At 59.3% G+C, this 26,864-nt stretch carries 21 protein-coding genes and 3 tRNA genes; 14 read left to right on the forward strand and 10 right to left on the reverse strand.

Annotated elements, in window-relative coordinates; genetic code table 11:
- Window positions 1-15 precede the first annotated feature (15 nt).
- Together prpF and BMZ23_RS08185 are read left to right on the forward strand one after the other, a co-directional pair.
- Window positions 16-1,200, forward strand: coding sequence for a 2-methylaconitate cis-trans isomerase PrpF (prpF, locus tag BMZ23_RS08180; RefSeq protein ID WP_093475283.1), 1,185 nt, complete (start codon window positions 16-18; stop codon window positions 1,198-1,200).
- 52 nt (window positions 1,201-1,252) lie between these two features.
- Window positions 1,253-2,038: an SDR family oxidoreductase gene (locus tag BMZ23_RS08185; RefSeq protein ID WP_093475286.1), complete on the forward strand. Its 786-nt coding sequence runs from the start codon at window positions 1,253-1,255 to the stop codon at window positions 2,036-2,038.
- Between the two features lie 160 nt (window positions 2,039-2,198).
- Here the strand turns inward: BMZ23_RS08185 and folD are convergent, their stop codons facing one another.
- Complete coding sequence (folD, locus tag BMZ23_RS08190; protein WP_093475289.1) at window positions 2,199-3,053, reverse strand: bifunctional methylenetetrahydrofolate dehydrogenase/methenyltetrahydrofolate cyclohydrolase FolD; 855 nt, start codon at window positions 3,051-3,053, stop codon at window positions 2,199-2,201.
- A 279-nt stretch (window positions 3,054-3,332) separates the two neighbouring features.
- Between folD and BMZ23_RS08195 the strand changes: the two genes are divergently transcribed.
- The 9 genes from BMZ23_RS08195 to BMZ23_RS08235 all read left to right on the forward strand — a co-directional run bounded on the left by BMZ23_RS08195 (window position 3,333) and on the right by BMZ23_RS08235 (window position 12,517).
- Window positions 3,333-3,409: transfer RNA gene (locus BMZ23_RS08195), tRNA-Arg, on the forward strand.
- Between the two features lie 36 nt (window positions 3,410-3,445).
- A tRNA-His gene (locus BMZ23_RS08200) sits at window positions 3,446-3,521 on the forward strand.
- Between the two features lie 50 nt (window positions 3,522-3,571).
- Window positions 3,572-3,656: transfer RNA gene (locus BMZ23_RS08205), tRNA-Leu, on the forward strand.
- 245 nt (window positions 3,657-3,901) lie between these two features.
- Window positions 3,902-5,254 (forward strand): trigger factor, encoded by a 1,353-nt coding sequence (gene tig / locus BMZ23_RS08210; RefSeq protein ID WP_093475292.1) that lies wholly within the window; start codon window positions 3,902-3,904, stop codon window positions 5,252-5,254.
- Between the two features lie 123 nt (window positions 5,255-5,377).
- Window positions 5,378-6,019: an ATP-dependent Clp endopeptidase proteolytic subunit ClpP gene (clpP, locus tag BMZ23_RS08215; protein WP_093475295.1), complete on the forward strand. Its 642-nt coding sequence runs from the start codon at window positions 5,378-5,380 to the stop codon at window positions 6,017-6,019.
- Between the two features lie 119 nt (window positions 6,020-6,138).
- Window positions 6,139-7,419, forward strand: a complete 1,281-nt coding sequence (gene clpX, locus BMZ23_RS08220; protein ID WP_093475298.1) for an ATP-dependent Clp protease ATP-binding subunit ClpX — start codon at window positions 6,139-6,141, stop codon at window positions 7,417-7,419.
- A 181-nt stretch (window positions 7,420-7,600) separates the two neighbouring features.
- The gene (lon, locus tag BMZ23_RS08225) at window positions 7,601-9,997 is read left to right on the forward strand and encodes an endopeptidase La (RefSeq protein ID WP_093475301.1); all 2,397 of its coding nucleotides are present in this window, start codon (window positions 7,601-7,603) and stop codon (window positions 9,995-9,997) included.
- A gap of 180 nt (window positions 9,998-10,177) precedes the next feature.
- Window positions 10,178-10,450 carry an HU family DNA-binding protein gene (locus BMZ23_RS08230; protein ID WP_093475304.1) on the forward strand — a complete coding sequence of 91 codons (273 nt, stop codon included), beginning with the start codon at window positions 10,178-10,180 and terminating at the stop codon, window positions 10,448-10,450.
- Window positions 10,451-10,624: 174 nt separating this feature from the next.
- Window positions 10,625-12,517, forward strand: a complete 1,893-nt coding sequence (locus tag BMZ23_RS08235) for a SurA N-terminal domain-containing protein (RefSeq protein ID WP_093475307.1) — start codon at window positions 10,625-10,627, stop codon at window positions 12,515-12,517.
- A gap of 84 nt (window positions 12,518-12,601) precedes the next feature.
- On the opposite strand, the gene fabI is transcribed toward BMZ23_RS08235, so the two are convergent.
- The 8 genes from fabI to gloB all read right to left on the reverse strand — a co-directional run bounded on the left by fabI (window position 12,602) and on the right by gloB (window position 23,085).
- Window positions 12,602-13,399 (reverse strand): enoyl-ACP reductase FabI, encoded by a 798-nt coding sequence (gene fabI, locus BMZ23_RS08240; RefSeq protein WP_093475310.1) that lies wholly within the window; start codon window positions 13,397-13,399, stop codon window positions 12,602-12,604.
- Between the two features lie 16 nt (window positions 13,400-13,415).
- Entirely contained in the window at window positions 13,416-15,044 is a 1,629-nt protein-coding gene (locus tag BMZ23_RS08245; protein ID WP_093475313.1) for an ABC transporter ATP-binding protein, read from the reverse strand.
- A gap of 1 nt (window position 15,045) precedes the next feature.
- Window positions 15,046-16,077: an ABC transporter permease gene (locus BMZ23_RS08250; protein WP_093475318.1), complete on the reverse strand. Its 1,032-nt coding sequence runs from the start codon at window positions 16,075-16,077 to the stop codon at window positions 15,046-15,048.
- 1 nt (window position 16,078) lies between these two features.
- Window positions 16,079-17,152: a microcin C ABC transporter permease YejB gene (locus BMZ23_RS08255; RefSeq protein WP_093475321.1), complete on the reverse strand. Its 1,074-nt coding sequence runs from the start codon at window positions 17,150-17,152 to the stop codon at window positions 16,079-16,081.
- A gap of 2 nt (window positions 17,153-17,154) precedes the next feature.
- On the reverse strand, window positions 17,155-18,990 hold the full coding sequence (locus BMZ23_RS08260) for an extracellular solute-binding protein (protein ID WP_093475325.1): 1,836 nt from the start codon (window positions 18,988-18,990) through the stop codon (window positions 17,155-17,157).
- Window positions 18,991-19,006: 16 nt separating this feature from the next.
- Window positions 19,007-20,833 (reverse strand): extracellular solute-binding protein, encoded by a 1,827-nt coding sequence (locus tag BMZ23_RS08265; protein ID WP_093475536.1) that lies wholly within the window; start codon window positions 20,831-20,833, stop codon window positions 19,007-19,009.
- A gap of 14 nt (window positions 20,834-20,847) precedes the next feature.
- On the reverse strand, window positions 20,848-22,242 hold the full coding sequence (locus BMZ23_RS08270) for a LysM peptidoglycan-binding domain-containing protein (protein ID WP_093475328.1): 1,395 nt from the start codon (window positions 22,240-22,242) through the stop codon (window positions 20,848-20,850).
- A gap of 69 nt (window positions 22,243-22,311) precedes the next feature.
- A complete protein-coding gene (gloB, locus tag BMZ23_RS08275) occupies window positions 22,312-23,085 on the reverse strand; it encodes a hydroxyacylglutathione hydrolase (protein ID WP_093475331.1) in 774 nt (257 codons plus the stop codon).
- 82 nt (window positions 23,086-23,167) lie between these two features.
- Here gloB and BMZ23_RS08280 point away from each other — a divergent pair, with 82 nt between their 5' ends.
- Genes BMZ23_RS08280 through dnaQ form a run of 3 tightly spaced genes read left to right on the forward strand, consistent with a single transcriptional unit; the run spans window position 23,168 to window position 25,117 of the window.
- A complete protein-coding gene (locus BMZ23_RS08280; RefSeq protein ID WP_093475334.1) occupies window positions 23,168-23,956 on the forward strand; it encodes a methyltransferase domain-containing protein in 789 nt (262 codons plus the stop codon).
- A 7-nt stretch (window positions 23,957-23,963) separates the two neighbouring features.
- On the forward strand, window positions 23,964-24,410 hold the full coding sequence (gene rnhA, locus BMZ23_RS08285; RefSeq protein WP_093475337.1) for a ribonuclease HI: 447 nt from the start codon (window positions 23,964-23,966) through the stop codon (window positions 24,408-24,410).
- Window positions 24,410-25,117, forward strand: coding sequence for a DNA polymerase III subunit epsilon (dnaQ, locus tag BMZ23_RS08290; protein WP_093475340.1), 708 nt, complete (start codon window positions 24,410-24,412; stop codon window positions 25,115-25,117). Before rnhA ends, dnaQ begins: the two co-directional genes overlap by 1 nt.
- A 59-nt stretch (window positions 25,118-25,176) precedes the next feature.
- Here the strand turns inward: dnaQ and nhaB are convergent, their stop codons facing one another.
- Window positions 25,177-26,673, reverse strand: a complete 1,497-nt coding sequence (gene nhaB / locus BMZ23_RS08295; RefSeq protein WP_093475343.1) for a sodium/proton antiporter NhaB — start codon at window positions 26,671-26,673, stop codon at window positions 25,177-25,179.
- Window positions 26,674-26,864 lie beyond the last annotated feature (191 nt).

Consider the following 26,864-nt stretch of genomic DNA (forward strand, 5'->3'; position numbering starts at 1 on the left):
GTGGAGCCTGACGTTATGGCCTTTCCAGCACAAATCAGAATCCCCGCCACCTATATGCGCGGCGGTACCAGCAAGGGCGTGTTTTTTCGTCTTGAGGATCTGCCGCCGGCCTGTCAGGTGCCGGGAGCGGCGCGTGATGCGCTGTTTATGCGGGTGATCGGCAGCCCTGACCCCTATGCCGCGCACATTGATGGCATGGGCGGTGCTACTTCCAGCACCAGCAAGTGCGTGATCCTGTCGAAAAGCCGTCGCGACGGGCATGACGTGGATTACCTGTATGGCCAGGTGTCGATCGACAAGGCGTTTGTCGACTGGAGCGGCAACTGCGGCAACCTGTCGACCGCCGCCGGAGCCTTTGCCATCCATGCCGGGCTGGTTGATCCGACGCGTATCCCTGACAACGGCGTCTGTGTAGTGCGTATCTGGCAGGCAAATATCGGCAAGACCATCATCGCCCACGTGCCGGTGACGGATGGTCAGGTGCAGGAAACCGGTGACTTCGAACTGGACGGTGTGACCTTCCCGGCGGCAGAAATCGTACTGGAATTTGTCGATCCCTCGGATGATGACGGCGAGGGCGCCTCGATGTTCCCCACCGGCAATCTGCTTGACCAGCTGGAGGTGCCGGGTATCGGCCGCCTGTCGGCGACCATGATCAGTGCCGGCATTCCCACGGTGTTCGTCAATGCGGCGGATATCGGCTACAGCGGCACCGAACTGCGTGAGGACATCAACAACGACCCCGACGCCTTGGCACGGCTTGAGGCGATCCGGGTGGCCGGCGCCCTGCGCATGGGGCTGATCAGTGATCCGGCAGAGGCGCTGACTCGCCAGCACACACCGAAAATCGCCTTTGTCGCGCCGCCGCAGGGCTATCAGGCATCCAGTGGCCGGCAGATTCAGGCGGCTGATACCGACCTGCTGGTGCGTGCACTGTCGATGGGCAAGCTGCACCATGCCATGATGGGCACCTGCGCGGTGGCCATTGGCACCGCTGCGGCGATTCCCGGCACCCTGGTGAATCTCGCCGCCGGTGGCGGGGAGCGCAGCAGTGTGGTGTTCGGTCATCCCTCCGGTACCTTGCGGGTTGGCGCCGAGGCGCGCCAGCAGGACGGCCAGTGGCAGGTGACCAGGGCGATCATGAGCCGCAGTGCGCGGATTCTGATGGAAGGCTGGGTGCGCGTGCCGCCGAGCGAGTGAATCACTGGTGGCAGGCCTGCTGCAGCAGACTGGCTATATAAAGAGGCAAACAATGAATCTGGATCTAACCGGCAAGCGGGCTCTGGTCTGCGGGGCCAGTCAGGGGATTGGTGAGGCTTGCGCCCGGCAGTTGGCGGAGCAGGGCGCCGAGGTGCTGCTGCTGGCGCGTTCCGCCGAGCGGCTGCAGGCGATTGTCGACAGCCTGCCGAACAGCGGCGGACGCCGCCATGCACTGCTGGCGCTGGACGCTAACGATCGCGAGGCGTTGCTGGCAGGCGTCGGCGCCGAACTGGCGCATGGCGATCTGCATATCTGGATCAACAACACCGGCGGTCCGGCACCCGGGCCGGCCAACACTGCAGCTCCCGAAGCCTTTGCTGCTGCCTTTACCCAGCATCTGGTGAATGCCCAGGCGTTGCTGCAATTGCTGCTGCCTGGCATGCGCCGCGCCGGTTATGGACGCATTCTCAATGTGCTGTCGACTTCGGTGAAACAGCCGATTGCCAACCTTGGGGTGTCCAATACCATCCGCGCTGCGGTGGCCAATTGGGCCAAGACCCTGGCCAGCGAGCTGGGTCCGGACGGTATCACGGTCAACAATATCCTGCCGGGGCTGACCCGCACGCCGCGTCTGGACAGTCTGGTGGCGCATATGGCCAGCCAGAATGGCCGTACGGTGGAGCAGGTGGAGGCGGCGATGCAGGCGCAGATTCCGCTGCGGCGTTTTGCCGATCCGGCCGAGTTTGCCAATGTGGCGGGCTTTCTGGCATCGCCGGCGGCGGCCTATGTGACCGGTATCAATGTGCCAGTGGATGGCGGTAATACGGGGAGTCTGTAGCGGAGTTTTTTCTTCCGGGGATGGGCTTGCTTGCCGGCACCTCCTGCCGGACACGCCGTAAACCCATCCCTGGGGGCTCGCGATAGCCATCCATGGCTATCGACGGTCCTGCAGCAGCTACCGGCAAGCAAGCCAGTAGCGGATACGAGTGGATGAAATGTCAGCCGTGCAGCTTTTCGCAGGCGTGCAGGGTGTTTTCCAGCAGGCAGGCGCGGGTCATCGGGCCGACGCCACCGGGTACCGGCGTGATCCAGCCGGCGCGCTCGGCAGCCACGGCGTATTCCACATCACCACACAGGCGGCCATCGGCCTGGCGGTTGATGCCGACGTCGATAACGATGGCACCGGGCTTGATCCATTCACCCTTGACCAGCCCCGGCTTGCCCACAGCTACCACCAGTAGGTCAGCGCGGCGTACGTGCTCTTCCAGATTGCGGGTAAAACGATGGGTCACGGTGGTGGTGCAGCCGGCCAGCAGCAGCTCCAGTGCCATCGGTCGGCCAACGATATTCGAGGCGCCGACGATGGTTGCCTCAAGACCGTGCAGGTCAATGCCGGTGCTGTGCAGCAGACGGGTAATGCCGAGTGGCGTGCAGGGACGCAGCAGCGGAATGCGCTGGGCCAGACGACCGATGTTGTAGGGATGGAATCCATCCACGTCCTTGTCCGGGCGGATGCGCTCCAGCAGTTGCGAGGCATCCAGATGCGCCGGCAGCGGCAGCTGTACCAGAATGCCGTCGATCTCGGGATTCTCGTTGAGCTGATCGATCAGCTTCAGCAGCGCCTGCTGGCTGGTGTCAGCCGGCAGGTCATAGGCACGTGAGACAAAGCCGACCTCTTCGCAATCCTTGCGTTTGTGCGATACGTAGACTTCCGAGGCGGGGTCGTTGCCGACCAGAATCACCGCCAGACCGGGGACGCGCAGACCCTGTTCGGCACGTTGGGCGACACGGGCGGCTATTTCCTTGCGCAGGGAGGCGGCAATCTGCTTGCCATCGATAATGCGAGCGTTCATGGGTTTCCTGAGACAGCAAAAAATTGCCGTGATTGTCGCATGCCGGCCTGCTTCGCAAAAGCCCGGTGGCAGTTGGTCGCAGTCTTGTTCGCTAAAAGCTTGTGATAGAAGAAAAAAAGCAAATTCAGGCGTTGACGCATCTGAAGTGGCTGAGTATGATTCGCCCCGCTTCACAAACAAGGCGATGCCGGTTTGGAAGGCGGCCAGGCCCGACTGTCAGGCGCTGTAACAGGTTGTCAGACAGGCATTCTCAGGTACTTTATAGTGCCAACAGAACAGGCGCCCGTAGCTCAGCTGGATAGAGCATCCGCCTTCTAAGCGGATGGTCGCAGGTTCGAGTCCTGCCGGGCGCGCCACTGGCTCTTGGCTGGATAGTGTGAAGTAACAATATGGTGGGCGTAGCTCAGTTGGTAGAGCACAGGATTGTGGCTCCTGGTGTCGTGGGTTCGATTCCCATCGTCCACCCCATATTCTGAAACGCCAGACCCCGGTCTGGCGTTTTTGTTTCTGCAGCATGCGCGGACGTGGTGAAATTGGTAGACACACCAGATTTAGGTTCTGGCGCCGCAAGGTGTGAGAGTTCGAGTCTCTCCGTCCGCACCATTCAAGTAAAAAAGGCTGTAACGGCCGCATCAACTTCCCGATACTTCAGCGCCCCTGGCTTTTGATTAAGAAGGTCAGGTGGCTTCGTGCTTGCCGTGTGTTGCCGATAATCTGCAGGCTCTGGTGTTTTCTTATCTTCGGCAAGGTAATAGAATGTCGGGCTTTGCGAAGGATCACCGGTATTGTCTATTGCATCCGGGTGATCGTAAAACCAACATAAAACCTTTGTTCAACGAGGACTATCCATGCAAGTTTCGGTAGAAACCACCTCCGGCCTCGAGCGCCGCATGACCGTTGGCGTTCCCGCCGAGCGTATCGACAATGAGGTCAACAAGCGCCTGCAGCAGACTGCCCGCCGTGCCCGCGTGGATGGTTTCCGCCCCGGCAAGGTGCCAATGAGCGTAATCCGCAAGCGCTTTGGTGACTCGGCTCGTCAGGAAGTGATTGGTGAAGTGATCCAGTCTTCCTTCTACGAAGCCATCATGCAGGAAAAGCTCAATCCGGCAGGCGCTCCCAATGTTGAGCCGCGTCAGTTGGAAGCCGGCAAGGATCTCGAGTACGTTGCCACCTTTGAAGTCTATCCGGAAATCCAGTTGGCCGATTTTGCCGGCATCAGCGTTGAGCGTATCGAGTCAGAAGTGACCGATGCCGACCTGGACAAGATGCTCGACATTCTGCGCAAGCAAAATACCCGTTTTGAAGTGGCTGAGCGTGCTGCGGCTCTGGAAGATCAGGTCAATATCAATTTTGTCGGACGCATCGACGGTGAGGCCTTCCAGGGCGGCACTGCCGAGAACGTGGATCTGGTGCTGGGTTCCGGTCGCATGATTCCCGGTTTCGAAGACGGCCTGGTCGGCGCCATTGCCGGTGAAACCCGCGCTGTCAAGGTGACTTTCCCTGCTGAGTACCAGAACCTTGAGCTGGCCAGCAAGGAAGCAGAGTTTGAAATCACAGTGAATACTGTGTCTGCACCAGTTTTGCCGGAGATGGACGCCGAGTTTTTTGAACTGTTCGGTGTCAGCGACAGCGACCTGGATGGTTTCCGTGCCGAAGTACGCAAGAACATGGAGCGCGAGCTGTCACGCGCTATCAAGACCAAGGTCAAGACCCAGGTCATGGACGGTCTGCTCGACACCAACAGTATCGACGTGCCTGCCGCACTGGTTGCCAGCGAGATCGATCGCCTGCGCGTCCAGGCCGTCCAGCAGTTTGGCGGCGCCAATATCCAGCCTGATCAACTGCCCGCCGAGCTGTTCGAAGAGCAAGCCAAGCGTCGTGTCAGCCTGGGTCTGATCGTGGCTGAAATCGTCAAGCAGAACGAGATCAAGCCGGACAATGATCGCGTCCGTGCGATGATTGAAGAAATGGCATCTGCCTACCAGGAGCCGGAGCAGGTGGTCAGCTGGTACTACCAGAATGAGCAGCAGCTGGGCGAGGTTCAGTCGGTTGTGCTGGAAGAACAAGTGGTGGATACTGTTCTTCAGAAGGCACAGGTAACCAGCGTACAGAAGTCCTACGAGGACGCTGTCAAGCCGGCCGAGCAGGCGCTGGCCGATGAGGCTGAGCAGGCAGGCGAGGAAGCCGGCGAGCAGGCGTAACCCTGTAGCCATCAGGTAAACCAGAGAGCCAGCCTTCGGGCTGGCTCTCGTTTTTCAGCGACAGGCACGGCCATGGGGTTGGTGCACTGTACCGCACGGCCAGAGACGGAGTGACGGCAATCCATGATTAACAACAGCTTCAATCAGCTCCCCCCGGAAATTCAGGCTGCAGGCGGCCTGGTGCCCATAGTGGTCGAGCAGTCGGCCCGCGGCGAGCGCTCCTACGATATCTACTCCCGTCTGCTCAAGGAGCGGGTGATTTTTCTGGTGGGGCAGGTGGAAGACTATATGGCCAATCTGGTGGTCGCGCAGTTGCTGTTCCTTGAGTCGGAAAACCCGGACAAGGATATTCACCTGTACATCAACTCTCCGGGTGGTTCGGTCACTGCGGGCATGGCTATCTATGACACCATGCAGTTCATTAAGCCGAATGTAAGCACCTTGTGCATTGGTCAGGCCTGCAGCATGGGAGCGTTTCTGCTGGCTGGCGGTGCCGAGGGCAAGCGTTTTGCGTTGCCCAATTCACGCGTGATGATTCACCAGCCGCTGGGTGGTTTCCAGGGGCAGGCGTCGGACTTCGAAATCCATGCCCGGGAAATCCTGACTATTCGTGAAAAGCTCAACCGCATCCTGGCTCACCACACCGGGCAGTCGCTTGATGTCATTGCGCGTGATACGGATCGCGATCGTTTCATGAGTGCTGCCGAATCCATGGAATATGGTCTGATCGATCAGGTTCTGGAACGCCGTCAGAGCGCCGAATAAATATTGGGTTCCGGGCGCAGCCTGTCGCCCGGTATGGAATTTGTCACAGGCTGACCTTGCAATGGCGAATCATTGGCGCCATCTTTGCAGGCGAGATCGCTTGAAATCAGAGGTTTTAGATGACCGACATGACCAGGAAGGGAGACGACAACGGCAAGCTGCTGTATTGCTCCTTCTGTGGCAAGAGCCAGCATGAAGTGCGCAAGCTGATTGCCGGCCCCTCCGTATTCATCTGCGATGAATGCGTTGATCTGTGCAACGACATCATTCGTGAGGAAGTGCAGGAAAACCAGGCCGAGAGCAGCAGTCACAAACTGCCATCGCCCAAGGAAATCTGCGGCATCCTCGACCAGTATGTGATCGGCCAGGAGCGTGCCAAGAAAGTCTTGGCAGTGGCTGTATATAACCATTACAAGCGTCTGAATCGGCGCGGCGGCAAGGATGAGGTCGAACTGGGCAAGAGCAATATCCTGCTGATCGGCCCGACCGGTTCCGGCAAGACGCTGTTGGCCGAAACGCTGGCACGCCTGCTGAATGTGCCTTTTACCATTGCCGATGCAACCACGCTGACTGAAGCCGGTTATGTGGGTGAAGACGTCGAGAACATCATCCAGAAGCTCTTGCAGAAGTGCGATTATGATGTTGAAAAGGCGCAGATGGGTATTGTCTACATTGACGAGATCGACAAGATTTCGCGCAAGTCTGACAACCCGTCGATTACCCGTGATGTATCGGGCGAAGGCGTGCAGCAGGCCTTGCTGAAACTGATCGAAGGCACGGTCGCTTCGGTGCCTCCGCAGGGTGGTCGCAAGCATCCGCAACAGGAGTTTTTGCAGGTTGATACCCGCAACATCCTGTTTATCTGTGGTGGTGCTTTTGCCGGACTGGAAAAGGTCATTCGCGACCGCTCCGAAAAGAGTGGTATCGGCTTCAATGCAGCCGTGCGCAGTCAGGATGCAGGCAAGAAGGTGGGCGAGACGCTGCGTGATGTGGAGCCGGAGGATCTGGTGCGTTTTGGCCTGATTCCCGAGTTTGTCGGTCGTCTGCCGGTGATTGCCACGCTCAACGAGCTGGATGAGGAAGCACTTATCCAGATTCTGACCGAACCCAAGAACGCCTTGACCAAGCAGTATGGCAAGCTGTTCGAGATGGAAGGGGTTGAGCTGGAGTTTCGTGACGACGCCCTGCGTGCGGTTGCTTCTCGTGCGCTCGAGCGCAAGACAGGCGCGCGTGGACTGCGCTCGATCCTGGAAAACGTACTGCTCGAGACCATGTACGAGATCCCGTCTGCGGAGGATGTCAGCAAGGTCGTGGTCGATGAGAATGTGATCAAGGGCGAATCCAAGCCTCTGCTCATCTATCAGACTGCCGATCAGCCGAAGGCCATGCCCGAGGACTGATTATCCCGCTCTGACACCCGGCAGTCTTCGTCTGCCGGGTGTATTGATGCCTGCGTCTGCAGCATCCTGCAATCTTCCTCTCTGTTTTACCCTTGTTTTTTCCCGATAATGCCCTCATGTTGAAACGGTAACCCATAAAAGTCGGGCTGCTGTCCGACGTTTGCTGCGAGTGACTCTGCGCATGACGAATTTGATTGAACTTCCCCTGCTGCCGCTCCGTGATGTAGTGGTCTATCCGCACATGGTCATTCCGCTGTTTGTCGGTCGGGAGAAATCCATCCGTGCGTTGGAACAGGCAATGGCTGGAGACAAGCAGGTGCTGCTGGTGGCCCAGACAGATCCTGCTGTAGACGATCCAGCCGAGCGTGATCTCTACCGAATTGGCACCCGGGCCAACATCTTGCAATTGCTGAAGCTGCCAGACGGCACTATCAAGGTGCTGGTTGAGGGTGAGCAGCGCGGGCGCATTCATGCGTTGTATGAACTTGATGGAATGCAACTGGCAGACACCGAGTTGCATGATGAGGACACAATTGATGCCCGTGAGAGCGAGATTTTGTGTCGGGCATTGATGAACCAGTTCGAGCAATATGTGCAGCTGGGCAAGAAGATTCCCACGGAAGTTCTCGCTTCCCTTTCCTCAATTGAGGATGCCGCCCGTCTGGCTGACAGCATGGCGGCCCATTTGGCAATAAAGCTGGAGCAAAAGCAGGTGCTGCTTGAGGTGCTGCCGCTGCGTGAACGGGTTGACCAGTTGCTTGGGCTGCTGGATAACGAAATTGACCTGTTGCAGGTGGAAAAACGTATCCGCTCGCGGGTTAAAAAGCAGATGGAGCGCAGCCAGCGTGAGTACTATCTGAACGAGCAGATGAAGGCCATCCAAAAGGAAATGGGTGAGGACGGCCCTAACGAACTGGATGCGCTGAAGCAGAAGATTGACGCTGCCGGCATGCCCAAGGAAGCGCTGGAAAAAGCGACCTCTGAGCTGAACAAGTTGAAGATGATGTCTCCGATGTCTGCAGAAGCCACAGTGGTGCGCTCCTACATCGATTGGCTGATCAATGTGCCATGGAGCAAGGCTAGCAAGGTTCGGCACGATCTGAAGCGTGCAGAGGAGGTCTTGGAGGCCGATCATTACGGGCTGGAGGAGGTCAAGGAACGCATCCTTGATTATCTGGCGGTTCAGAAACGTGTTCGCAAGCTTAAAGGGCCGGTGCTCTGTCTGGTTGGTCCTCCGGGCGTCGGCAAAACATCGTTGGGTGAGTCGCTGGCACGCGCCACCAACCGCAAGTTTGTGCGCATGGCGCTGGGCGGAGTGCGTGATGAGGCCGAAATTCGCGGCCACCGTCGCACCTACATCGGCTCGCTGCCGGGCAAGTTGATCCAGAAGCTGGCCAAGGCCGGGGTGCGTAACCCGCTGTTTCTGCTGGACGAGATTGACAAGCTGGGCGCCGACATGCGTGGTGATCCGTCTTCGGCACTGCTCGAGGTGCTGGATCCGGAACAGAATCACAATTTCAACGATCATTACCTCGAGGTGGATTACGACCTCTCCGATGTCATGTTCGTTTGCACCTCCAATTCAATGAATATCCCTGCGCCTTTGCTGGATCGCATGGAGGTTATCCGCATTCCTGGGTACACCGAGGATGAGAAGGTTGCCATTGCCAAGCGATATCTGCTGCCCAAGCAGATCCGCAACAATGGTTTGCGTGACACTGAACTCAGTGTTCCTGATGCGGCGTTGCGCGATATTATCCGCTACTACACCAGAGAGGCCGGGGTGCGGAATCTGGAGCGGCAGTTGGCCAAGCTGTGCCGCAAGGTGGTGCGTGAGCAGACCGGAAGCAGCAAGGCGCGCAAGACAGTAACGGTCGAAGGGGAGTTGCTCGAACATTACCTTGGCGTGCGCAAGTTCAAATACGGCCTGGCCGAAGAGCAGGATCAGGTTGGCCAGGTGACCGGCCTGGCCTGGACACAGGTGGGCGGTGAGTTGCTGAGTATCGAGGCGGTAGTAGTGCCGGGCAAAGGCAAACTGATCAATACAGGTTCGCTGGGTGACGTGATGAAGGAGTCTATCAGCACTGCCTTGACGGTTGTTCGCAGCCGGGCGGCGACACTGGGCATTGCCCCCGACTTTCATGAGAAGCAGGATATCCACATTCACGTCCCGGAGGGCGCAACGCCCAAGGATGGCCCAAGTGCGGGTATCGGTATGTGTACAGCACTGGTGTCCTCGCTGTCAGGTATTCCGGTGCGCGCAGACGTGGCGATGACTGGTGAAATTACCTTGCGTGGCCAGGTGCTGCAGATTGGCGGCTTGAAGGAAAAACTGCTGGCCGCGCACCGTGGAGGCATTCGTACCGTCGTGATTCCGCACGACAATCTGCCTGATCTGAAGGAGATTCCCCAGAACATTCGTGAAGATATCGAGATTATCCCGGTGAAATGGATTGACGAGGTGCTGCAGATTGCGCTGCAATACAGCCCGAAGCCCATGGCGGAAGGGGTTGAAGATATCCTGGCAAAGGATGACAATCGTCCGACTGATGGCAAGGAGCGCGTCAGCACTCACTGAATTCGATAGGTACGCCAGAGCCGGACGCGTGCCGCTCGGCTCAACGGCTTTCCTTGACACGGTTTTTCATGGCTTGCTATAAAGCGGCCACGACCATGCAGCAAGACTTGCGGTCTGCGCCCTGGCGCAGCGTAAAGAATAAAACGATTACACCAAACTGAAAGAACAAGGGGACTCAGAGTGAACAAGTCTGAACTGATTGATGCAATTGCAGCGTCTGCCGATATTCCAAAAGCCACCGCCGGTCGTGCTCTGGACGCCGTCATCGAATCCATCACCGGTGCTCTGAAGGGTGGCGATTCCGTGGTTCTGGTTGGTTTCGGTACTTTCGCTGTCAAGGAGCGTGCTGCCCGTACTGGCCGCAACCCGCAAACTGGCGCCACCATTGAAATTAGCGCTGCCAAGATCCCTGGCTTCAAGGCTGGCAAGGCTCTGAAAGACGCTGTCAACTGATTGCGTCGGCCCTGACCGGCAGTTCGCCGGACAGGGGCCAGGCAGAGCCATGGCTTATGTCACTGTGTTAACCCACGGGTTCTGTCATTTTCGGAAGGCGCATCACCTGTGATGCGCCTTTTTTCATTTCTCGTGGACTGACAGTCTGCGACGGTATTGCAGGATGGGGGCACAATGCTGCAAAACATGAGAGACAACGCACAAAGCTGGGTCGCCAAGGTGATCGTCGGCGTTATCGTGCTTGTCTTTGCCTTGACTGGCTGGGAGTCGATTTCACGCTTTACCAGCGATGCGCAAAAGGCTGCAGAGGTCAACGGCAACGTTATTTCACGTACCGAGCTGGATCAGGCGGTATCAATCCAGCGAGGCCAGTTGTACCGTCAATTGCAGCAACTGGGTGACGGCAACTTTGATCCAAGCATGATCGATGAGGCGCGACTGCGCGAGTCAGTGCTGGACGGTATGGTTGAACGTGCCCTGTTGATCAGTGCTGCGGATGATGCTGGTTTGTATATTTCAGACAGCATGATTGACCAACTGATTCTGGCAACCCCGGATTTTCAGGTCGACGGGCGTTTTGATGCCGGTCGTTTCGATGTTGTTATCCGCAATATGGGGATGGCCTCACGTCTGCAGTTTCGCGACCTGGTTCGTCAGGAACTGAAAATGTCGCAGTTGCGCAATGCCTATGAGGCGACCGGCTTTGCCACGCTGGGTGAGCGCCGCCAGTTGGCCCGCCTGGAAAACCAGACCCGTGATTTTGCGGTGATTGAACTGCGTGTTGATGAGTCGGACATTCAGATCAGCGACGAAGAAGTGGCTGACCATTATGCTGCCAATCTGTCTGACTATATGAGTCAGGAGCAACTGGTACTGGAAACCCTGACTTTGTCGCGCAGCAGCTTCTTTGACCAGGTTGAGGTGGATGAAGGCCAGCTTGAGGCCATTTATCAGCGCGAGATTGGCAACCTGGCCGAACAGCGTCGTGCTTCGCATATCATGTTCGAAGTGTCAGATCCGGCGCAGGAACAACAGGCTCTCGAACGCCTGCAGCAGGTGGCTGAACGCCTGGCAGGTGGTGAGGACTTTGCAGAACTGGCTCGCGAGTTGTCGGAAGACTTTGGCAGTGCTTCCTCTGGTGGTGATCTTGGCTTTACTGTTGCCGGCAGCTTTGATCCGGCTTTCGAGCAGGCGCTGTTTGCCCTCGCTGAAGGCGAGGTCTCCGAGCCTGTTCGCAGCGAGTTCGGTTATCACCTGATCAAGCTGACTGCCCTGCAGGCACCCGAGGTTCCGTCTTTTGATGAAATGCGTCCCGAGCTTGAAGCAGATCTGAAGGCGGAGCAGGTCGAGCGTCGGTTTGTCGAGGCGACTCGCGAACTGGCGAACCTCTCCTATGAGTCACCTGATCTGGCTGACCCGGCTCGAGCACTGGGGCTTGAGGTTGCCGTGCACACTGGTTTTACCCGTGCAGGTGGGGAAGGCATCCTGGCTAATCCTCGGGTCGTCAGTGCCGCCTTCGAAGAGGAGGTGCTGGTCGACCGGCTAAACAGTCAGCTGATCGAGCTGGATGCAGATACTGTCGTGGTGTTGCGTGTGCGTGAGCACCAGCGTCCCGAGCAATTGCCACTTGAGGCTGTGGCTGGGCGAATTACGGATGTCCTGCGCCAGCAGCGTGTTGCCGATCAGGCACGGCAGAAGGCTGGCGAGTTGGTTGCGTCGCTGCGTTCCGGAGAGCAGCAACTGGAGCAACTGGCTGATGCCGAAGGTCTGGAGCTGAGCAAGCATGAGGCGGTGCGGCGTGGTCAGCGTGATCTCTCTGCAGTTCTTTTGCAGCATGTCTTTGCCATGCCCCGACCCGATGGAGCGGCTCCCCGCTTTGCCCACTTTGCCAGTCCGGGTGGTGGTCAGTGGCTGGTTCGCCTGACCGGTGTGACGGTGGCTGAGCAGGCCGAGGCAGAGGTCGACAACCCCATGTTTGGCGAGTTTATTGCCGGCCAGACCGCCCAGCAGGATTTCTCCGCCCTGCAGGAGTATCTGCGCAGCAAGTCAAAGATCGAACGCTACTGATCTTTGCTCGACAAAAAAAAAGCCGCACCCTGTTGGAGTGCGGCTTTTTTGTGTCTGCCATCCATGGCCGGGGTGGCCTGTGGCTCAGGCCTCGTCAAGCCCGCCCATGGCGGTAATGTTGAAGCCGCCATCCACATACATGATTTCGCCACTGATGCCGGATGCCAGATCCGAGCAGAGGAAGGCGCCGGCGTTGCCAACTTCCTCAATGGTGACATTGCGGCGCAGCGGGGTCTGGCTGGCGTTGTGCGAAAGCATCTTGCGGAAGCTCTTGATGCCTGAAGCCGCCAGGGTGCGGATCGGACCGGCGGAAACCGCATTCACCCGGGTACCTTCTGGGCCCAGGCTGGTGGCCAGGTAGCGAACGCCGGCTTCCAGGCTGGCCTTGGCCATACCCATCACGTTGTAGTTGGGCATGGTGCGTTCTGCACCCAGGTAGGACAGGGTCAGCAGGCTGCCATTGCGACCCTTCATCAGTGGGCGGCCGGCCTTGGCCAGTGCCACCAAGCTGTAGGCGCTGATGTCGTGGGCGATGCGGAAACCTTCACGGGTGGTGACCTCGGTAAAGTCACCGTCCAACTGGTCGCCGGGGGCAAAACCAACTGAATGCACGATACAGTCGAGGCCGTCCCATTGCTTGGCCAGCTCGGTGAATACCTGTTCGATCTGTGCGTCGTCGGCGACGTCACAGGGAAAGCACAGCTCAGGGCCTGAGCCCCATTCGCTGGCAAAGCCTTCAACACGACCCTTGAGCTTGTCGTTCTGGTAGGTGAAGGCCAGTTGCGCGCCTTCGCGGTGCATGGCGGCTGCGATGCCCGAGGCAATCGACAGCTTGCTGGCTACACCAACGATAAGTACGCGCTTGCCGCTGAGAAATCCCATGGTCTGCTTCCTGTAATTACGGGGTCATCTGGACCCGGTTGCTGGTAGCCGGCAGGGCGAAGGCCGCATCCAGCAGCTGACGGGTATAGTCATGCTGCGGTGCGGCGAACACCTGGTGCGCCGGTCCCTGTTCTACTATCCGACCCTGGCGGATCACCATCAGCTGGTGGCTGAGGGCGCGTACCACGGCCAGATCGTGACTGATAAACAGATACGTCAGATTGTGTTTGCGCTGCAGTTCGCGCAGCAGTTCAACCACCTGGCTCTGCACTGTACGATCAAGCGCCGAGGTTGGTTCGTCGAGCAGGATCAGCGACGGCTTGAGCACCAGTGCCCGGGCAATCGCAATACGCTGGCGCTGCCCTCCAGAAAACTCGTGGGGGTAGCGGTGCCGGCTGTCCGGATCCAGTCCGACCTCGGTCAACGCCTCGATCACCCATTGCTCGCGTTCCTGCTCAGTGCCAATCCCATGGATATCCAGCCCCTCGCTGATGATCTGTGCCACCGACATGCGCGGGCTCAGACTGCCGAAGGGGTCCTGGAAGACCACCTGCAGCTGCCGGCGCCAGGGCCGCACGTCATTCTGCGACAGCCCGTCCAGACGCTGGCCATCGAACTCGATCAGTCCCTGGCTGTCGATCAGTCGCAACAGTGCCATACCCAGTGTGGTCTTGCCCGAGCCGCTCTCGCCAACTATACCCAGCGTCTGTCCGCGTTGCAGGCTGAAGCCGGCATCGGTGACCGCCTTGACGTGATCGACCACACGGCGCAGCACACCCTTGCGTATCGGGAACCACACCCGCAGATCCTCGCAGCGCATCAGCGTCGGTGCCAGCGGATCGGCCTCCACCGGATTGCCGCTGGGGTCGGCCGCCAGCAACTGACGGGTATAGGGATGCTGCGGATCGGCAAACAGTTGCGCACAATCTGCCTGTTCGACGACGCGACCGCGATGCATGACACATACCCGGTGGGCAATTCTGCGCACAAGGTTCAGGTCATGACTGATCAGTAGCAGCGCCATGCCCAGTCGCTGCTGTAATGACTGCAACAGTTCAAGAATTTTCAGCTGGACAGTAACGTCAAGGGCGGTGGTGGGTTCGTCGGCAATCAGTAATTCCGGCTCATTGGCCAGCGCCATGGCGATCATCACCCGTTGTCGTTGGCCGCCGGACAGCTCATGCGGGTAGGCGCCAAGACGTTTTGCCGGCTCCGGGATGCCAACCAGCTCCAGCAACTCCAGGGTGCGCGCGCGGGCCTCGGCCTTGTTCAGGCCCTTGTGCAGGAACAGTACCTCGCTGATCTGCCGCTCCACCGTATGCAGCGGATTCAGTGAGGTCATCGGCTCCTGGAAGATCATCGAGATGCGGTTGCCACGCACCTTGCGCAGCTGTTTCTCGTCAGCCTGTAACAGGTCAGTGCCGCGATACAGGATGCGCCCGGCGGGGTGACTGGCGCTGGGGTAGGGCAGCAGGCGCAGGATCGAATGGGCGGTGACCGATTTGCCCGAGCCGCTCTCGCCGACCAGTGCCAGGGTTTCACCGGGGCGGATGTCGAAACTGACATCCTCGACGGCAACGCTCTGCTGTTGCCCTTGGGCAAAGCTCACCGCCAGTTGCTCGATACGGATCAGTGGCTGGTCCATGTCATTTCCTCGGGTCAAAGGCATCACGCAGGGCCTCGCCAATGAACACCAGCAGGCTGAGCATCACTGACAGCACGACAAATGCGGTGATCCCCAGCCAGGGTGCCTGCAGGTTGGATTTGCCCTGGGCAATCAGCTCGCCGAGCGAGGGCGAGCCGGGTGGCAGGCCGAAGCCGAGAAAGTCCAGCGAGGTCAGGGTGATCACGCCGCCGGTGAGGATGAACGGGAAGAAGGTCAGGGTGGCGACCATCGCGTTTGGCAGTATGTGGCGGAACATGATGGTGCGGTTGCCGGCACCCAGGGCGCGTGCCGCCCGCACATATTCCAGGTTGCGGCCCCTGAGGAATTCGGCGCGTACCACATCCACCAGCGCCATCCAGGAAAACAGCAACATGATGCCCAGCAGCCACCAGAAGTTCGGCTGCACGAAGCTGGCCAGGATGATCAGCAGGTAGAGTACCGGCAGCCCTGACCAGATCTCGATAAAGCGCTGGCCGAACAGGTCGATACGGCCGCCATAGAAGCCCTGAATGGCGCCGGCGACAACGCCGATGATCGAGCTGAGAATGGTCAGGGTCAGGGCAAACAGCACGGAAATGCGGAAGCCGTAAATGACCCTGGCCAGCACGTCGCGGGCCTGGTCATCGGTGCCCAGCCAGTTGTCCCGCGAGGGCGGTGCCGGTGCCGGCACCTGCAGGTCATAGTTGATGCTGCTGTAATAGTAGGGAATTGGCGGCCAGAGCATCCAGCCATTGCCCTGTTCCTCGATCAGCTGGCGGATATAGGGGCTGCGGTAATCGGCACTGATGGGAAATTCGCCACCGAATTCGGTTTCCGCATAACGCTTGAATACCGGCACATAAAGCTCACCCTGGTATTTCACCAGCAGCGGCTTGTCGTTGGCGATCAGCTCGGCACCCAGACTCAGCACGAACAGCAGCATGAACACATGCAGCGACCACCAGCCACGCCGATTGGCCTTGAACCGGGCAAAGCGGCGCTGATTCAGCGGGGACAGGTTGAACAGGCGCATCTCAACCCTCCCGGTTTTCAAAGTCGATGCGCGGATCGACCAGGGTGTAGGTGATGTCGCCGATCAGCTTCACCACCAGCCCGAGCAGGGTGAAGATAAACAGGGTGCCGAACATCACCGGGTAGTCGCGGTTGATCGCTGCCTCGAAGCCGAGCAGGCCAAGGCCGTCCAGCGAGAAGATCACCTCGATCAGCAGGGCGCCGGTAAAGAACACGCTGATCAGCGCCGAGGGGAAGCCGGCAATGATCAGCAGCATGGCATTGCGAAAAACATGGCCATACAGCACCCGCGACGGTGACAGCCCCTTGGCGCGGGCAGTCACCACATATTGCTTGCCGATCTCGTCGAGGAAGCAGTTCTTGGTCAGCATGGTCAGGGTGGCGAAGCTGCCGATCACCATGGCGGTAATCGGCAGCACCAGATGCCAGACGTAGTCCTTGATCTTGCCCCAGGTGCTCAGTTCTTCCCAGTTGTTCGAGGTCAGTCCGCGCAGCGGGAACCAGTCCCAGTAGCTGCCACCGGCGAACAGCACGATCAGCAGGATCGCCAGCAGGAAGCCGGGAATCGCATAGCCGACAATGATCAGTGAGCTGGTCCAGACGTCGAAGCTGGAGCCGTGATGCACCGCCTTGCGGATGCCCAGTGGAATGGAGATCAGGTAGGTGATCAGCGTGGTCCAGAGTCCAAGCGAGATGGATACCGGCATTTTCTCGATGATCAGGTCGATCACGCTGGCATCACGGAAGAAACTGTCGCCGAAGTCAAACGTCAGGTAACCCTTGATCATCAGCCAGAAGCGCTCATGTGCCGGTTTGTCGAAGCCGTACATGCGCTCTATTTCGGCGATGATGTCCGGGTCCAGTCCCTGGGCGCCGCGGTAGCTGCCGCCACTGGCGACCTCGCCGTGGATGCTGCCGGAAATGCGGCTGGTGGCTCCCTCGAAGCCTTCCAGTTGGGCGATCATCTGCTCTACCGGGCCACCCGGTGCCGCTTGGATGATCAGGAAATTGATCAGCAGGATGCCGAACAGCGTCGGAATGATCAGCAGCAAACGACGGATGATGTAGGCCAGCATGCTCAGCGATCCTCGCTCTGGCTCTGGGCACTGCGGGTGCGCAGGGCGGCTTCCTTGTCGGGGTCAACCCACCAGGTGTACAGCCCAAGATCATAGCGGGGTGATTGCTCGGGGTGGGAGAACTTGTTCCAGTAGGCTACCCGGTACACATCGGTATGGAAATTCGGTACCAGAATATGCTGTGCCCGTAGCAGGCGATCCAATGCCCGACTGTGGCTGACCAGTGCGGCCCGAGACTCGGCGCGGATCAGGCCCTCGACCAGAGTGTCCACTGTCGGGTCCTGCAGCCCCATCAGATTGCGGCTGCCGGGGTTGTCGGCGCTGCTCGAGTGCCAGTATTCACGCTGCTCGTTGCCGGGAGAATTGGACTGGCCGAAGCTGGCGACCAGCATGTCAAAGTCCCGCGAACGTACCCGGTTGATGTACTGCGAAACATCTACCCGGCGCAGGGTCATGTCGATGCCAAGGGAAGCCAGATTGCGCTTGAACGGCAGCAGAATGCGTTCGAAATCGGCCTGCACCAGCAGAAACTCAAAGCTCAGGGGTTGGCCCTGCTCGTTCACCAGACGGTCATTCTCGATGCGCCAGCCGGCCTCCTGCAGCAGTGCGTAGGCCTCACGCATCTGCTCACGGATCATGCCGCTGCCATCGGTTTGTGGCGGAATCCAGGCCGGCTCGAACACGTGCGCTGGCAATTGCTCGCGCAGTGGCTCCAGCAGCACCAGCTCATCCTCACCAGGCAGGCCGTCAGCTGCCAGTTCGGAGTTGCCAAAGAAGCTGCTGCTGCGCTTGTAGGCGTTGTGGAACAGGCGGCCATTCGACCATTCAAAGTCGAACAGCAGGCTGATGGCCTTGCGCACCCGCACATCGGCGAACATCGGCTTGCGCATATTGAATACGAAGCCCTGCATGCCCTGAGTGTTGTGGTTGGGGATTTCTTCCTGGATGATCCGCCCGTCACGCAGGGCCGGGCTGCTGTAGCCGGTCGCCCAGTTGCGTGCACTGACCTCCTGATTGAAGTCGAACTGGCCGGCCTTGAAGGCCTCCAGTGCTACCCCGGTGTCGCGGTAGTAATCCACCACCACCCGATCGAAATTGAAAAAGCCACGGCGCACCGGCAGATCGGCCGCCCAGTAGTCCTCAACCCGGCGAAAACTCAGGCTGCGCCCGGCATTCACCTGGTCGATACGGTAGGGGCCGCTTCCCAGTGGCGCTTCCAAGGTGCCGCGGCTGAAGTCCCGGCCCTGCCACCAGTGTTCTGGCAGAATCGCCATTTGTCCTAGCACCAGCGGCAGTTCACGGTTGTCGCCGTGGTGGAAATGGAAGATCACGCTGTGCGGTCCATCGGCCAGCACCTCACGCACATCGGCATAGTAGGCGCGGTAGAAGGGCGCGCCCAGTTCGACCAGGGTGTTGAAGGTAAACACCACATCGCTTGGCTTGACCGCTTCGCCATCGTGGAAGCGCGCCTGTGGGCGCAGGTGGAAACGCACCCAGAGATTGTCCGGATCGCGCTCGATCCGCTCGGCCAGCAGGCCATATTCGCTGAAGGGTTCATCCAGGGCATGGAAGGTCAGGCTGTCATAGATCAGTGACAGTTGATCGGCCGGTGTGCCGCGGCTGTTGAAACCGTTCAGGCTGTCGAAACTGCCAAACCCGGACAACCGCAGGGTGCCGCCCTTGGGTGCCTGCGGGTTGACATAGTTGAAATGCGTGAAGTCTCCGGGGTATGCCGGCGGATCACCGTAGAGGGTCAGGGCATGCTGGCCAGTGGCAGCCAGCAGGCTGGCGGGGAACCACAGCAAACAGGCGAACAGTGATCTGAGTATCACGGGCATGCAGGTCCTTGTTGTTCTAGCGGGCGGCCGGGTCGATCCACCAGCTACGGATGGCCAGTGAATAGGGCGGCGTGGCAGCCCAGCGCAGCCAGTGGCGATGCGCGATCCGGTGGTAGTTTATATGCCAGTTGGGAATTGTATAGTGCTCCCACAGCAGCACCCGGTCGAGGGCGCGGGCGGCGGCTTCCTGCTGTTCGCGGCTGCTGGCAGCCAGCAGGCTTTCCAGCAGATCGTCAACCACCGGGTTACTGATGCCCGCATAGTTGCGGCTGCCGGGAACATCGACCTGGCTGGAGTGGAAATAGCCATGCTGCTCCAGTCCGGGCGACAGGCTTTGCGGCAGTGAGGTGAGAATCATGTCGTAATCGAATCTGTCCAGTCGGGCCTTGTACTGGGCACGGTCAACGCTGCGGATATGCAGGCGGATGCCCAGTTGTTCCAGATTGCGTCGCCAGGGCTGGATGATCCGCTCAAGACTCGGGTTGACCAGCAGCACTTCGAAGGCCAGTGGTGTACCGCTGCGGGCATTCACCAGTTGGCCCTTGCGCATCACCCAGCCTGCTTCGGCGAACAGCGCCATGGCTTCGCGCAGGTGTTCTCGCGGAATACCGCGACCATCGGTAACCGGCAGACTGAAGGGCTGGGTGAAAAGTTCCGCCGGCAAGCTGTTACGGTGTTTGTCGAGGTGCAGGAACTCCTGGCCACGCGGCAGGCCCGAAGCAGCAAACGGGCTGTTCGGGTAGAAGCTCAGCGAGCGTTGATAGGCATCGAAGAACAGCACCCGGTTGCTCCACTCGAAATCGAACAGCAGGCCGAGCGCCTGGCGCACCGGGCGCTGGTCGAACGGCCGCCGACGGGTATTGAAGAACAGTGCCTGGGTCGGACTGGGGATCTGGTGTTCGACACTGCGGCGGATTACCTGGCCGTTGCGTATTGCCGGGAAGTCATAGGCTCCGGCCCAGTTGCTGGCCTTGTGATCAAAGTAGATATCGAACTGGCCGGCCTTGAATGCCTCGAAGGCGATGTTGTTGTCGCGGTAGAACTCCACTTCCAGACGCTGAAAATTGTATTTGCCACGGTTCACCGGCAGGTCACGGCCCCAGTAGTCGGCGACCCGCTCAAATACCAGCCGGCGGCCCGGCTGCACATCGACGATGCGGTAGGGGCCGCTGTTCAGACCGGGCTGGAAAGTGGTCGGGCCAAACTCCCTCCCGCGCCAGTGGTGTGCCGGCAATACCGGCAGTTCGCCAAGGCGCAGGATCAGCAGCGGGTTGTTGCTGCGGTTGAAGATAAAACGGATCTTGCGTGGCCCGAGGATATCGACCCGCTGCACATCCTGCAACATGGCGCGGTAGTCAGGGTGGCCGTGCTCGCGCAACAGGCGCCAGGAGAACTCCACATCCTCGCTGGTAATCGGCGTGCCGTCGTGAAAGCGCGCCTGTTCACGCAGGTTGAATACCACCCAGCTGCGGTCATCACTGTACTCAAGCGTCTCGGCAATCAGGCCATAGGCTGAGTAGGGCTCGTCAGCGGAGGGGTCGTAGCGGCCACTGCCGATCATCAGTGGTTCGTTCAGTTCAGTGATGCCGTAGTGATGGAAATTGCCGGTATTGATCGGGCTGGTGCCCTTCAGGGTGTAGGGGTTGACAGTGTCAAAGGTGCCGTTGGCCATCACCCGCAGGGTGCCCCCACGCGGTGCGTCAGGGTTGACGTAGTCGAAGTGGCTGAAATCCGCAGCGTACCTGGGCAGGCCGTACAGGCTGTAGGCATGGCTGCGCTGCACGTCCGCCATGGCAGGCATGGTCAGTCCCAGCAAAAGTGCAGCGCTGAGAAGCCAGGCCATGGCAGACATGGGCGTCAGGGCAGTCTCAGCATCTGCCCGACCTGCAGGGCGGAGTTTTCCAGTCGGTTGAGGCGCTTGATTTGGGCAACTTCAATGCCATTGTTTCGGGCAATGCTCCACAGGTTGTCACCAGCGCGCACCCGGTAACTGGCGGCTCCAGCCGCTTGGGTAGTGGCGGCGGGTGTCTCGGAAGTCTGCGCAATGGCTGTTCCGACACCCGGCAGTACCAGTTCCTGGCCCACTCGAATCAGAGTGCCTTTCAGGTTGTTGTGTTCACGGATCATGTCTGGGGTCAGCCCATGCCGACTGGCAATCTGTGAAAGGGTGTCCCCGCGCTGTACACGATACTGGCTGAATGACAAGCGTTGGTCGGCAGGCAGGCTGGCCAGTGCTTCGGCGAATTGATCGGCCTGTTCCAGTGGTATCAGCAGTTCAAAGCTGCCGCCGGGAGCAGTGATGCGCTGTTTGAAGGCAGGGTTCAGTTGGCGCATCTCCTCGGGGGAAATGGACGCAAGACTGGCTGCAGTGTGCAGGTCCAGTTGTTGCTCGATGCTGATACGGGCAAAGTAAGGCTGGTCGGGTAACTCTGGCAGGGCGGTGTCGTGGGAGTCTGGACTGTCGATAATCTGTGCCAGTGCCAGCAATTTGGGTACATAGTTCATGGTTTCTGCAGGCAGTTGCAGATTCCAGTAGTCAGTCGGCAGCCCCAGTGACCGGTTGCGTGCAACGGCCCGCGACACACAGCCTTCGCCGCAGTTGTAGGCGGCCAGGGCCAGCAGCCAGTCACCTTCGAACATGGCGTTCAGGCGGGTCAGGTATTCAATGGCCGCGCGGGTCGACTCGACGATATCTCGACGGCCGTCATACCAGCGATCCTGGCGCAGCGAGAAATTCAGACCGGTGGAAGGAATGAACTGCCAGATACCGGCGGCCTTGCTGGTAGACACAGCCATTGGATTGTAGGCGCTCTCGACGAAGGGCAGCAGTGCCAGCTCGAGCGGCATTTCCTGCTGGTCCAGTTGCTCGACCACATAGTGCAGATAACGGCCGGCACGCTCGGAGGTCAGTTCGAAGTAGCGCGGTTGTCCGGCATACACCAGACGCTGGCGCTCGATACGTGGATTGTCCAGCAGCGCCGGATCCAGCTGGAAACCATTGCGTATGCGAGCCCACAGATCCAGCGTTTCCTCGCTGTCGATGGCCTGTTCACGCGACGCTTCGGCGCGTCGCTGGGCGACACGCAGGCTGACCTGGCGTTCTGCTTTATGAGCCGCTTCCGGCAACACCTGTCCCTGTGCCGGCTGCTTGCTGATAGGTGCGCTGGTCTGGCAGCCGACAAGGGCTGCAAGGCCAACGGCAAGCAGTATGGTGCGGCATGATCGTTGCGGATGCCCGTTGAAACGAATCATGTCGTGGTCCTGAAAAAATTTGCCCGATTCTAGGGAGCAGGGCCTGCAGGGTCAAGTAAAAGCCTGGCGTCAGAAACTGTCCTTCCATTGACGCAACACCGCAAAGCAGTCTGCGCCGGGCGTTACAGCGCGATCGGTATGTGCGCTGGCGGCTGCCAGGGTTGCTGCCTGACGGGTGCGTAGAAAAGGATTGGTTTGTAGTTCCAGTCCAAGGGTGCTGGGCAGGGTAATGCGGTCATCCTCACGCAGTTCGGTGACTACTTCAAACCGTACCCGGATGTCGGCGTTATCCGGTTCTACAGCATGGGCAAAGCGCAAGTTGGAGAGGGTGTATTCATGCGCGCAATACAGACTGGTGTTGGCCGGCAGGCAGCCAAGCTTATCCAGGGAAGCCTGCATCTGTTGTGCAGTGCCCTCGAAAAGACGTCCGCAACCACCAGCAAACAGGGTGTCACCGGCCATTAACCACGCTTCCTGCGGGCAATGAAAAGCCAGATGGTCGAGCGTATGTCCCGGAACGCCGAGCACGCCAATCTTCAGACCGAAAAGTTCGAAGACGTCGCCATCATGCAGGCGGCGATCGATACCCTTGATCGCCGGATTGTCCGGGCCGTACACCCGGCACCCGGTGGCGGCTTTCAGTGTCAGCAGGCCACCAGTATGGTCGCGGTGGTGGTGTGTGATCAGCAGATGCGACAGACTGTAGTCCGGATGTCTGCCCAGCCAGGTAACTACCGGAATGGCGTCTCCTGGATCAACCGCAGCGACCTGCTGACTGTCATGATCGACAATCAGCCATATATAGTTGTCATTGAAAGCCCTCAGGGCAATGATTTCAGGCATGCGTCACCTCGGTCTGAACTGGTCACGATTAAGACACAGCCAGTGCGGCTTGTCAGCCCCGGGTGCAAGGCAGGAGAAGAAGATGCGCAGGCACAGGCGAGTCGGCGATATCAGTCAGCAGGATCTGCAGCAATTGCTGCAGGAGGCCCGAGACTGGCTCGATACCGAATCGGGGCGGCAGTTGTTGCTGGCTGAAGGACAAGCGCTGGAGCAGGCGATGCAACGTTGCTTCGGGCGTCATCTGGTGCAGTTCGGACTGCACCGGGAGTTGCTTCCCGGAGCCGATTGCGGCATTGCCTGCTGCTGGCGTGCCGATCAACTTGATAGCAATGCCGATTTATTGATCGAGGAAGGTGCTTGGCCGTTCGAGCCGCACTCGCTGGATGTGCTGGTCTTGCACCACGCTCTGGATTTCACCCTCGCGCCCCATGCGGTACTTCGGGAAGCTGCCTTGATGGTGCGCCCCGGCGGACACTTGCTGCTGTTCGGCTTCAATCCCTGGAGCCTGTGGGGGGGAGCGCATCTGATCGGTCGTGGCTGGTTGGGCGAGGCTGGCTTTATTGCCCCGGCACGTTTGGCTGACTGGCTGGCATTGCTCGGTTTCGGGGTGGAGAAACCCCTGTCAGGCTGTTATCGTCCGCCGCTGCGTTCGGCTCGCTGGCTTGAACGTTTGCAGTGGATGGAGCGTCGAGGCCAGCGTCAGGCGTTGCCCTGTGGGGGGTTCTATCTGCTGCAGGCGCGCCGACAAATGCCCGGCATCAACGCCGATCCGGTGCGCCGGCCATTGTTTCGCCGACTGGATGTGCCAGCGCTGACTGCCGGCTCCCGCCGCCATAGTGGTCGTCAGAGCCTGTACCGTAGCCCGTATTGAGGACAGCATGATCGAAATTTTTACTGACGGTGCCTGCAAGGGTAATCCCGGCCCGGGCGGCTGGGGAGTTCTTCTTCGCACCGGTGAACACGAAAAGACCCTGCACGGTGGTGAGCCGGACACGACCAACAACCGAATGGAGCTGATGGCTGCCATCATGGGACTTGCAGCCTTGAAGCGGCCATGTTCAGTTCGTCTGACGACCGATTCGCAGTACGTAATGAAGGGTATGCAGGAGTGGTTGCCGAACTGGAAAAAACGCGGCTGGAAAACTGCCAGCAAGCAACCGGTGAAGAATGCTGACCTGTGGCAGCAACTGGATGAGCAGGTCAGTCGTCATCAGGTCGAATGGCGCTGGGTGCGCGGTCATACCGGGCACCCGGACAATGAGCGGGCTGATCAACTGGCCAACCTGGGTGTTGAGGAAGTGCTTGCAAAGAGAGGACGCAACTGATGCGCGAAGTGGTGCTGGATACCGAAACCACGGGTATTGATCCTCGTGAAGGTCATCGGATTATTGAGATTGGCTGTGTCGAGCTGCTGGATCGCCGACTGACAGGCCGGCACTACCATGTCTATATAAATCCCGAGCGTGAGGTTGAGGAGGGCGCAATCGCCGTGCACGGGATTACCAACGAATTTCTTGTCGACAAGCCGCGTTTTGCCGATGTTGTCGATGATTTCATGGCATTTATCCGTGGTGCGCGACTGGTCATCCACAATGCAGCGTTTGATGTTGGCTTCATTGACAGTGAACTTGATCGGCTGAAGGGCAATCACGGCCGGATTGCCGGGCACTGCAGTGTGCTTGACACCCTGCAGATGGCCCGTGAGCGGCATCCGGGACAGCGCAATAGCCTGGATGCACTATGCAAGCGCTATGGCGTGGATAATTCCCAGCGCGACCTGCACGGCGCCTTGCTGGATGCCGAAATTCTGGCTGACGTCTATCTGTTGCTGACCGGCGGCCAGACAGCACTGTCACTGGCTGGTCAGGGTGGTGAAGGTGCTGACGGCAACCAGGTGAGTGCCATTCAGCGCCTGCCCGCCGGGCGCCCAGCGCTGGCAGTGATTCGTGCCAGTCAATCGGAAATGGATGCCCATCAGATGCGGCTTGAGGCACTGGCCAAGGCGGCCGGCAGTCACCGCTGGCCGGAATGAACGCACGTGCCGGTACCGGTCAGCCATCATCCTGCGCCGACCGGTTACGGTGATTCAGATCACACCCACAGATTGACTGCCAGCAGACCCACGCCACCCAGCACCAGGGTATAAGGCAGAGCCATTACCACCATGCGGCCGTAGGACAGGCGTACCAGCGGGGCAATCGCCGAGGTCAGCAGAAACAGGAAGGCCGCCTGGCCGTTGGGTGTTGCCACGCTGGGCAGGTTGGTGCCGGTATTGATGGCGATAGCCAGTCGCTCGAAGTGTTCACGGCTGATCGCGCCGCTATCCAGACTTTGTTTGACTTCGCTGATATAGACGGTGGCGACGAAAACGTTGTCGCTGATCATCGACAATACGCCGTTGGCAATGAAGAACATGCCCGGTTGCACCTCTTCCGGCATAGCCAGCACCGCATGGATGATCGGGCTGAACAGGTGCTGTTCATGGATCACGGCGACAATTGCAAAGAACACAACCAGCAGTGCAGTGAAGGGCAGCGCTTCCTGAAAAGCCTTGCCGATCTGGTGCTCATCAATCACGCCATTGAATGAGGCAATCAGAATGATGACCATCAGCCCGATAAAGCCAACCTCGGCAATATGGAAGGCCAGGCCGAGCACCAGCAGCACTGCCGCCAGCGCCTGGATCAGCAGGGCTGCCTGCTGCGGGGCCTTGCGCTTGGCCTGTTCGGCCTTGGAAAAGTCTTCAAGAACCCTGCGCACCGCGCGTGGCAGACGAGCGCCATAACCGAACCAGCCGGTTTTCTCCAGCAGCAGGCAGGTCAGCAAGCCGGCTCCCAGCACCGGCATGCTGACGGGCGCCATCAACAGGAAAAACTCGACAAAGTCCCAGTCTGCAACCCGCGCAATCAACAGATTCTGCGGCTCGCCAACCAGGGTGCAGACGCCTCCCAGTGCGGTACCCACAGCGCCATGCATCAGCAGGCTGCGCAAAAAGGCACGAAATTCCTCGAGGTGCTCGCGGGCCAGAACTTCCTCGGGATCTGGCTCGTTTGCCGGGTCAGCATTGAAGCCGGCAGAGGCAACCTTGTGATAGACGCCATAGAAACCGACAGCCACGCTAATGATGACGGCTGTGACCGTGAGCGCGTCGAGGAACGCAGAAAGCACTGCTGCAACCAGACAAAAAAGCAGTCCCATCAGTGATTTGGAGCGAATACCAAGAATAAGTCTGGCAAAAGTCACCAGCAGCAAGTCTTTCATGAAATAGATGCCGGCAACCATGAACATCAAAAGAAGAATGACCGGGAAGTTTCCCAGCACTTCCTTGTACAGGGCATCGGGGGTGGTCATGCCTATCAGCAATGCCTCGATGGCCAGCAGGCCGCCGGGCAACAACGGATAGCATTTAAGTGCCATGGCCAGTGTGAATATGAACTGCAGGATCAGCACCCATCCGGCTACCGTGGGGCCGGCCAGCCAGAAGATAAAGGGGTTGAGCAGCAGAAACAGGACGATACAGCGTTTGTACCAGGCAGGAGCCTGCCCAAGAAAGTTGTGCGCCAGTGCTGGCAGCAAGGTTGTGGACATGGTGGAGTTCCGAGAGGGAGTGGAAGAAATCTCCGAATACAGTCTGCCGCCGTTGCCGCAAGGGTCGACGGGAGTGTGCATTCGGGGTTTTCCTCGGGCGATCGGAAGCCTGTTGTGCTTGTGGGAGGGGCTGTCGCCGGGCGGCGCAATCATACTCCTTTTTTACCACTTGGCCAGCCTCTGCCTTTTTG

It is taken from the genome of Halopseudomonas yangmingensis (genome assembly GCF_900114825.1).
Lineage (GTDB): Bacteria > Pseudomonadota > Gammaproteobacteria > Pseudomonadales > Pseudomonadaceae > Halopseudomonas > Halopseudomonas yangmingensis.

Excerpts from the sequence above, each read along its gene's own strand:
- prpF (WP_093475283.1), top strand. The coding sequence starts at position 16 with ATGGCCTTTCCAGCACAAATCAGAATCCCCGCCACCTATATGCGCGGC.
- BMZ23_RS08185 (WP_093475286.1), top strand. The coding sequence starts at position 1,253 with ATGAATCTGGATCTAACCGGCAAGCGGGCTCTGGTCTGCGGGGCCAGT.
- folD (WP_093475289.1), bottom strand. The coding sequence starts at position 3,053 with ATGAACGCTCGCATTATCGATGGCAAGCAGATTGCCGCCTCCCTGCGC.
- tig (WP_093475292.1), top strand. The coding sequence starts at position 3,902 with ATGCAAGTTTCGGTAGAAACCACCTCCGGCCTCGAGCGCCGCATGACC.
- clpP (WP_093475295.1), top strand. The coding sequence starts at position 5,378 with ATGATTAACAACAGCTTCAATCAGCTCCCCCCGGAAATTCAGGCTGCA.
- clpX (WP_093475298.1), top strand. The coding sequence starts at position 6,139 with ATGACCGACATGACCAGGAAGGGAGACGACAACGGCAAGCTGCTGTAT.
- lon (WP_093475301.1), top strand. The coding sequence starts at position 7,601 with ATGACGAATTTGATTGAACTTCCCCTGCTGCCGCTCCGTGATGTAGTG.
- BMZ23_RS08235 (WP_093475307.1), top strand. The coding sequence starts at position 10,625 with ATGCTGCAAAACATGAGAGACAACGCACAAAGCTGGGTCGCCAAGGTG.
- fabI (WP_093475310.1), bottom strand. The coding sequence starts at position 13,399 with ATGGGATTTCTCAGCGGCAAGCGCGTACTTATCGTTGGTGTAGCCAGC.
- BMZ23_RS08245 (WP_093475313.1), bottom strand. The coding sequence starts at position 15,044 with ATGGACCAGCCACTGATCCGTATCGAGCAACTGGCGGTGAGCTTTGCC.
- BMZ23_RS08250 (WP_093475318.1), bottom strand. The coding sequence starts at position 16,077 with ATGCGCCTGTTCAACCTGTCCCCGCTGAATCAGCGCCGCTTTGCCCGG.
- BMZ23_RS08255 (WP_093475321.1), bottom strand. The coding sequence starts at position 17,152 with ATGCTGGCCTACATCATCCGTCGTTTGCTGCTGATCATTCCGACGCTG.
- BMZ23_RS08260 (WP_093475325.1), bottom strand. The coding sequence starts at position 18,990 with ATGCCCGTGATACTCAGATCACTGTTCGCCTGTTTGCTGTGGTTCCCC.
- BMZ23_RS08265 (WP_093475536.1), bottom strand. The coding sequence starts at position 20,833 with ATGGCCTGGCTTCTCAGCGCTGCACTTTTGCTGGGACTGACCATGCCT.
- BMZ23_RS08270 (WP_093475328.1), bottom strand. The coding sequence starts at position 22,242 with ATGATTCGTTTCAACGGGCATCCGCAACGATCATGCCGCACCATACTG.
- gloB (WP_093475331.1), bottom strand. The coding sequence starts at position 23,085 with ATGCCTGAAATCATTGCCCTGAGGGCTTTCAATGACAACTATATATGG.
- BMZ23_RS08280 (WP_093475334.1), top strand. The coding sequence starts at position 23,168 with ATGCGCAGGCACAGGCGAGTCGGCGATATCAGTCAGCAGGATCTGCAG.
- rnhA (WP_093475337.1), top strand. The coding sequence starts at position 23,964 with ATGATCGAAATTTTTACTGACGGTGCCTGCAAGGGTAATCCCGGCCCG.
- dnaQ (WP_093475340.1), top strand. The coding sequence starts at position 24,410 with ATGCGCGAAGTGGTGCTGGATACCGAAACCACGGGTATTGATCCTCGT.
- nhaB (WP_093475343.1), bottom strand. The coding sequence starts at position 26,673 with ATGTCCACAACCTTGCTGCCAGCACTGGCGCACAACTTTCTTGGGCAG.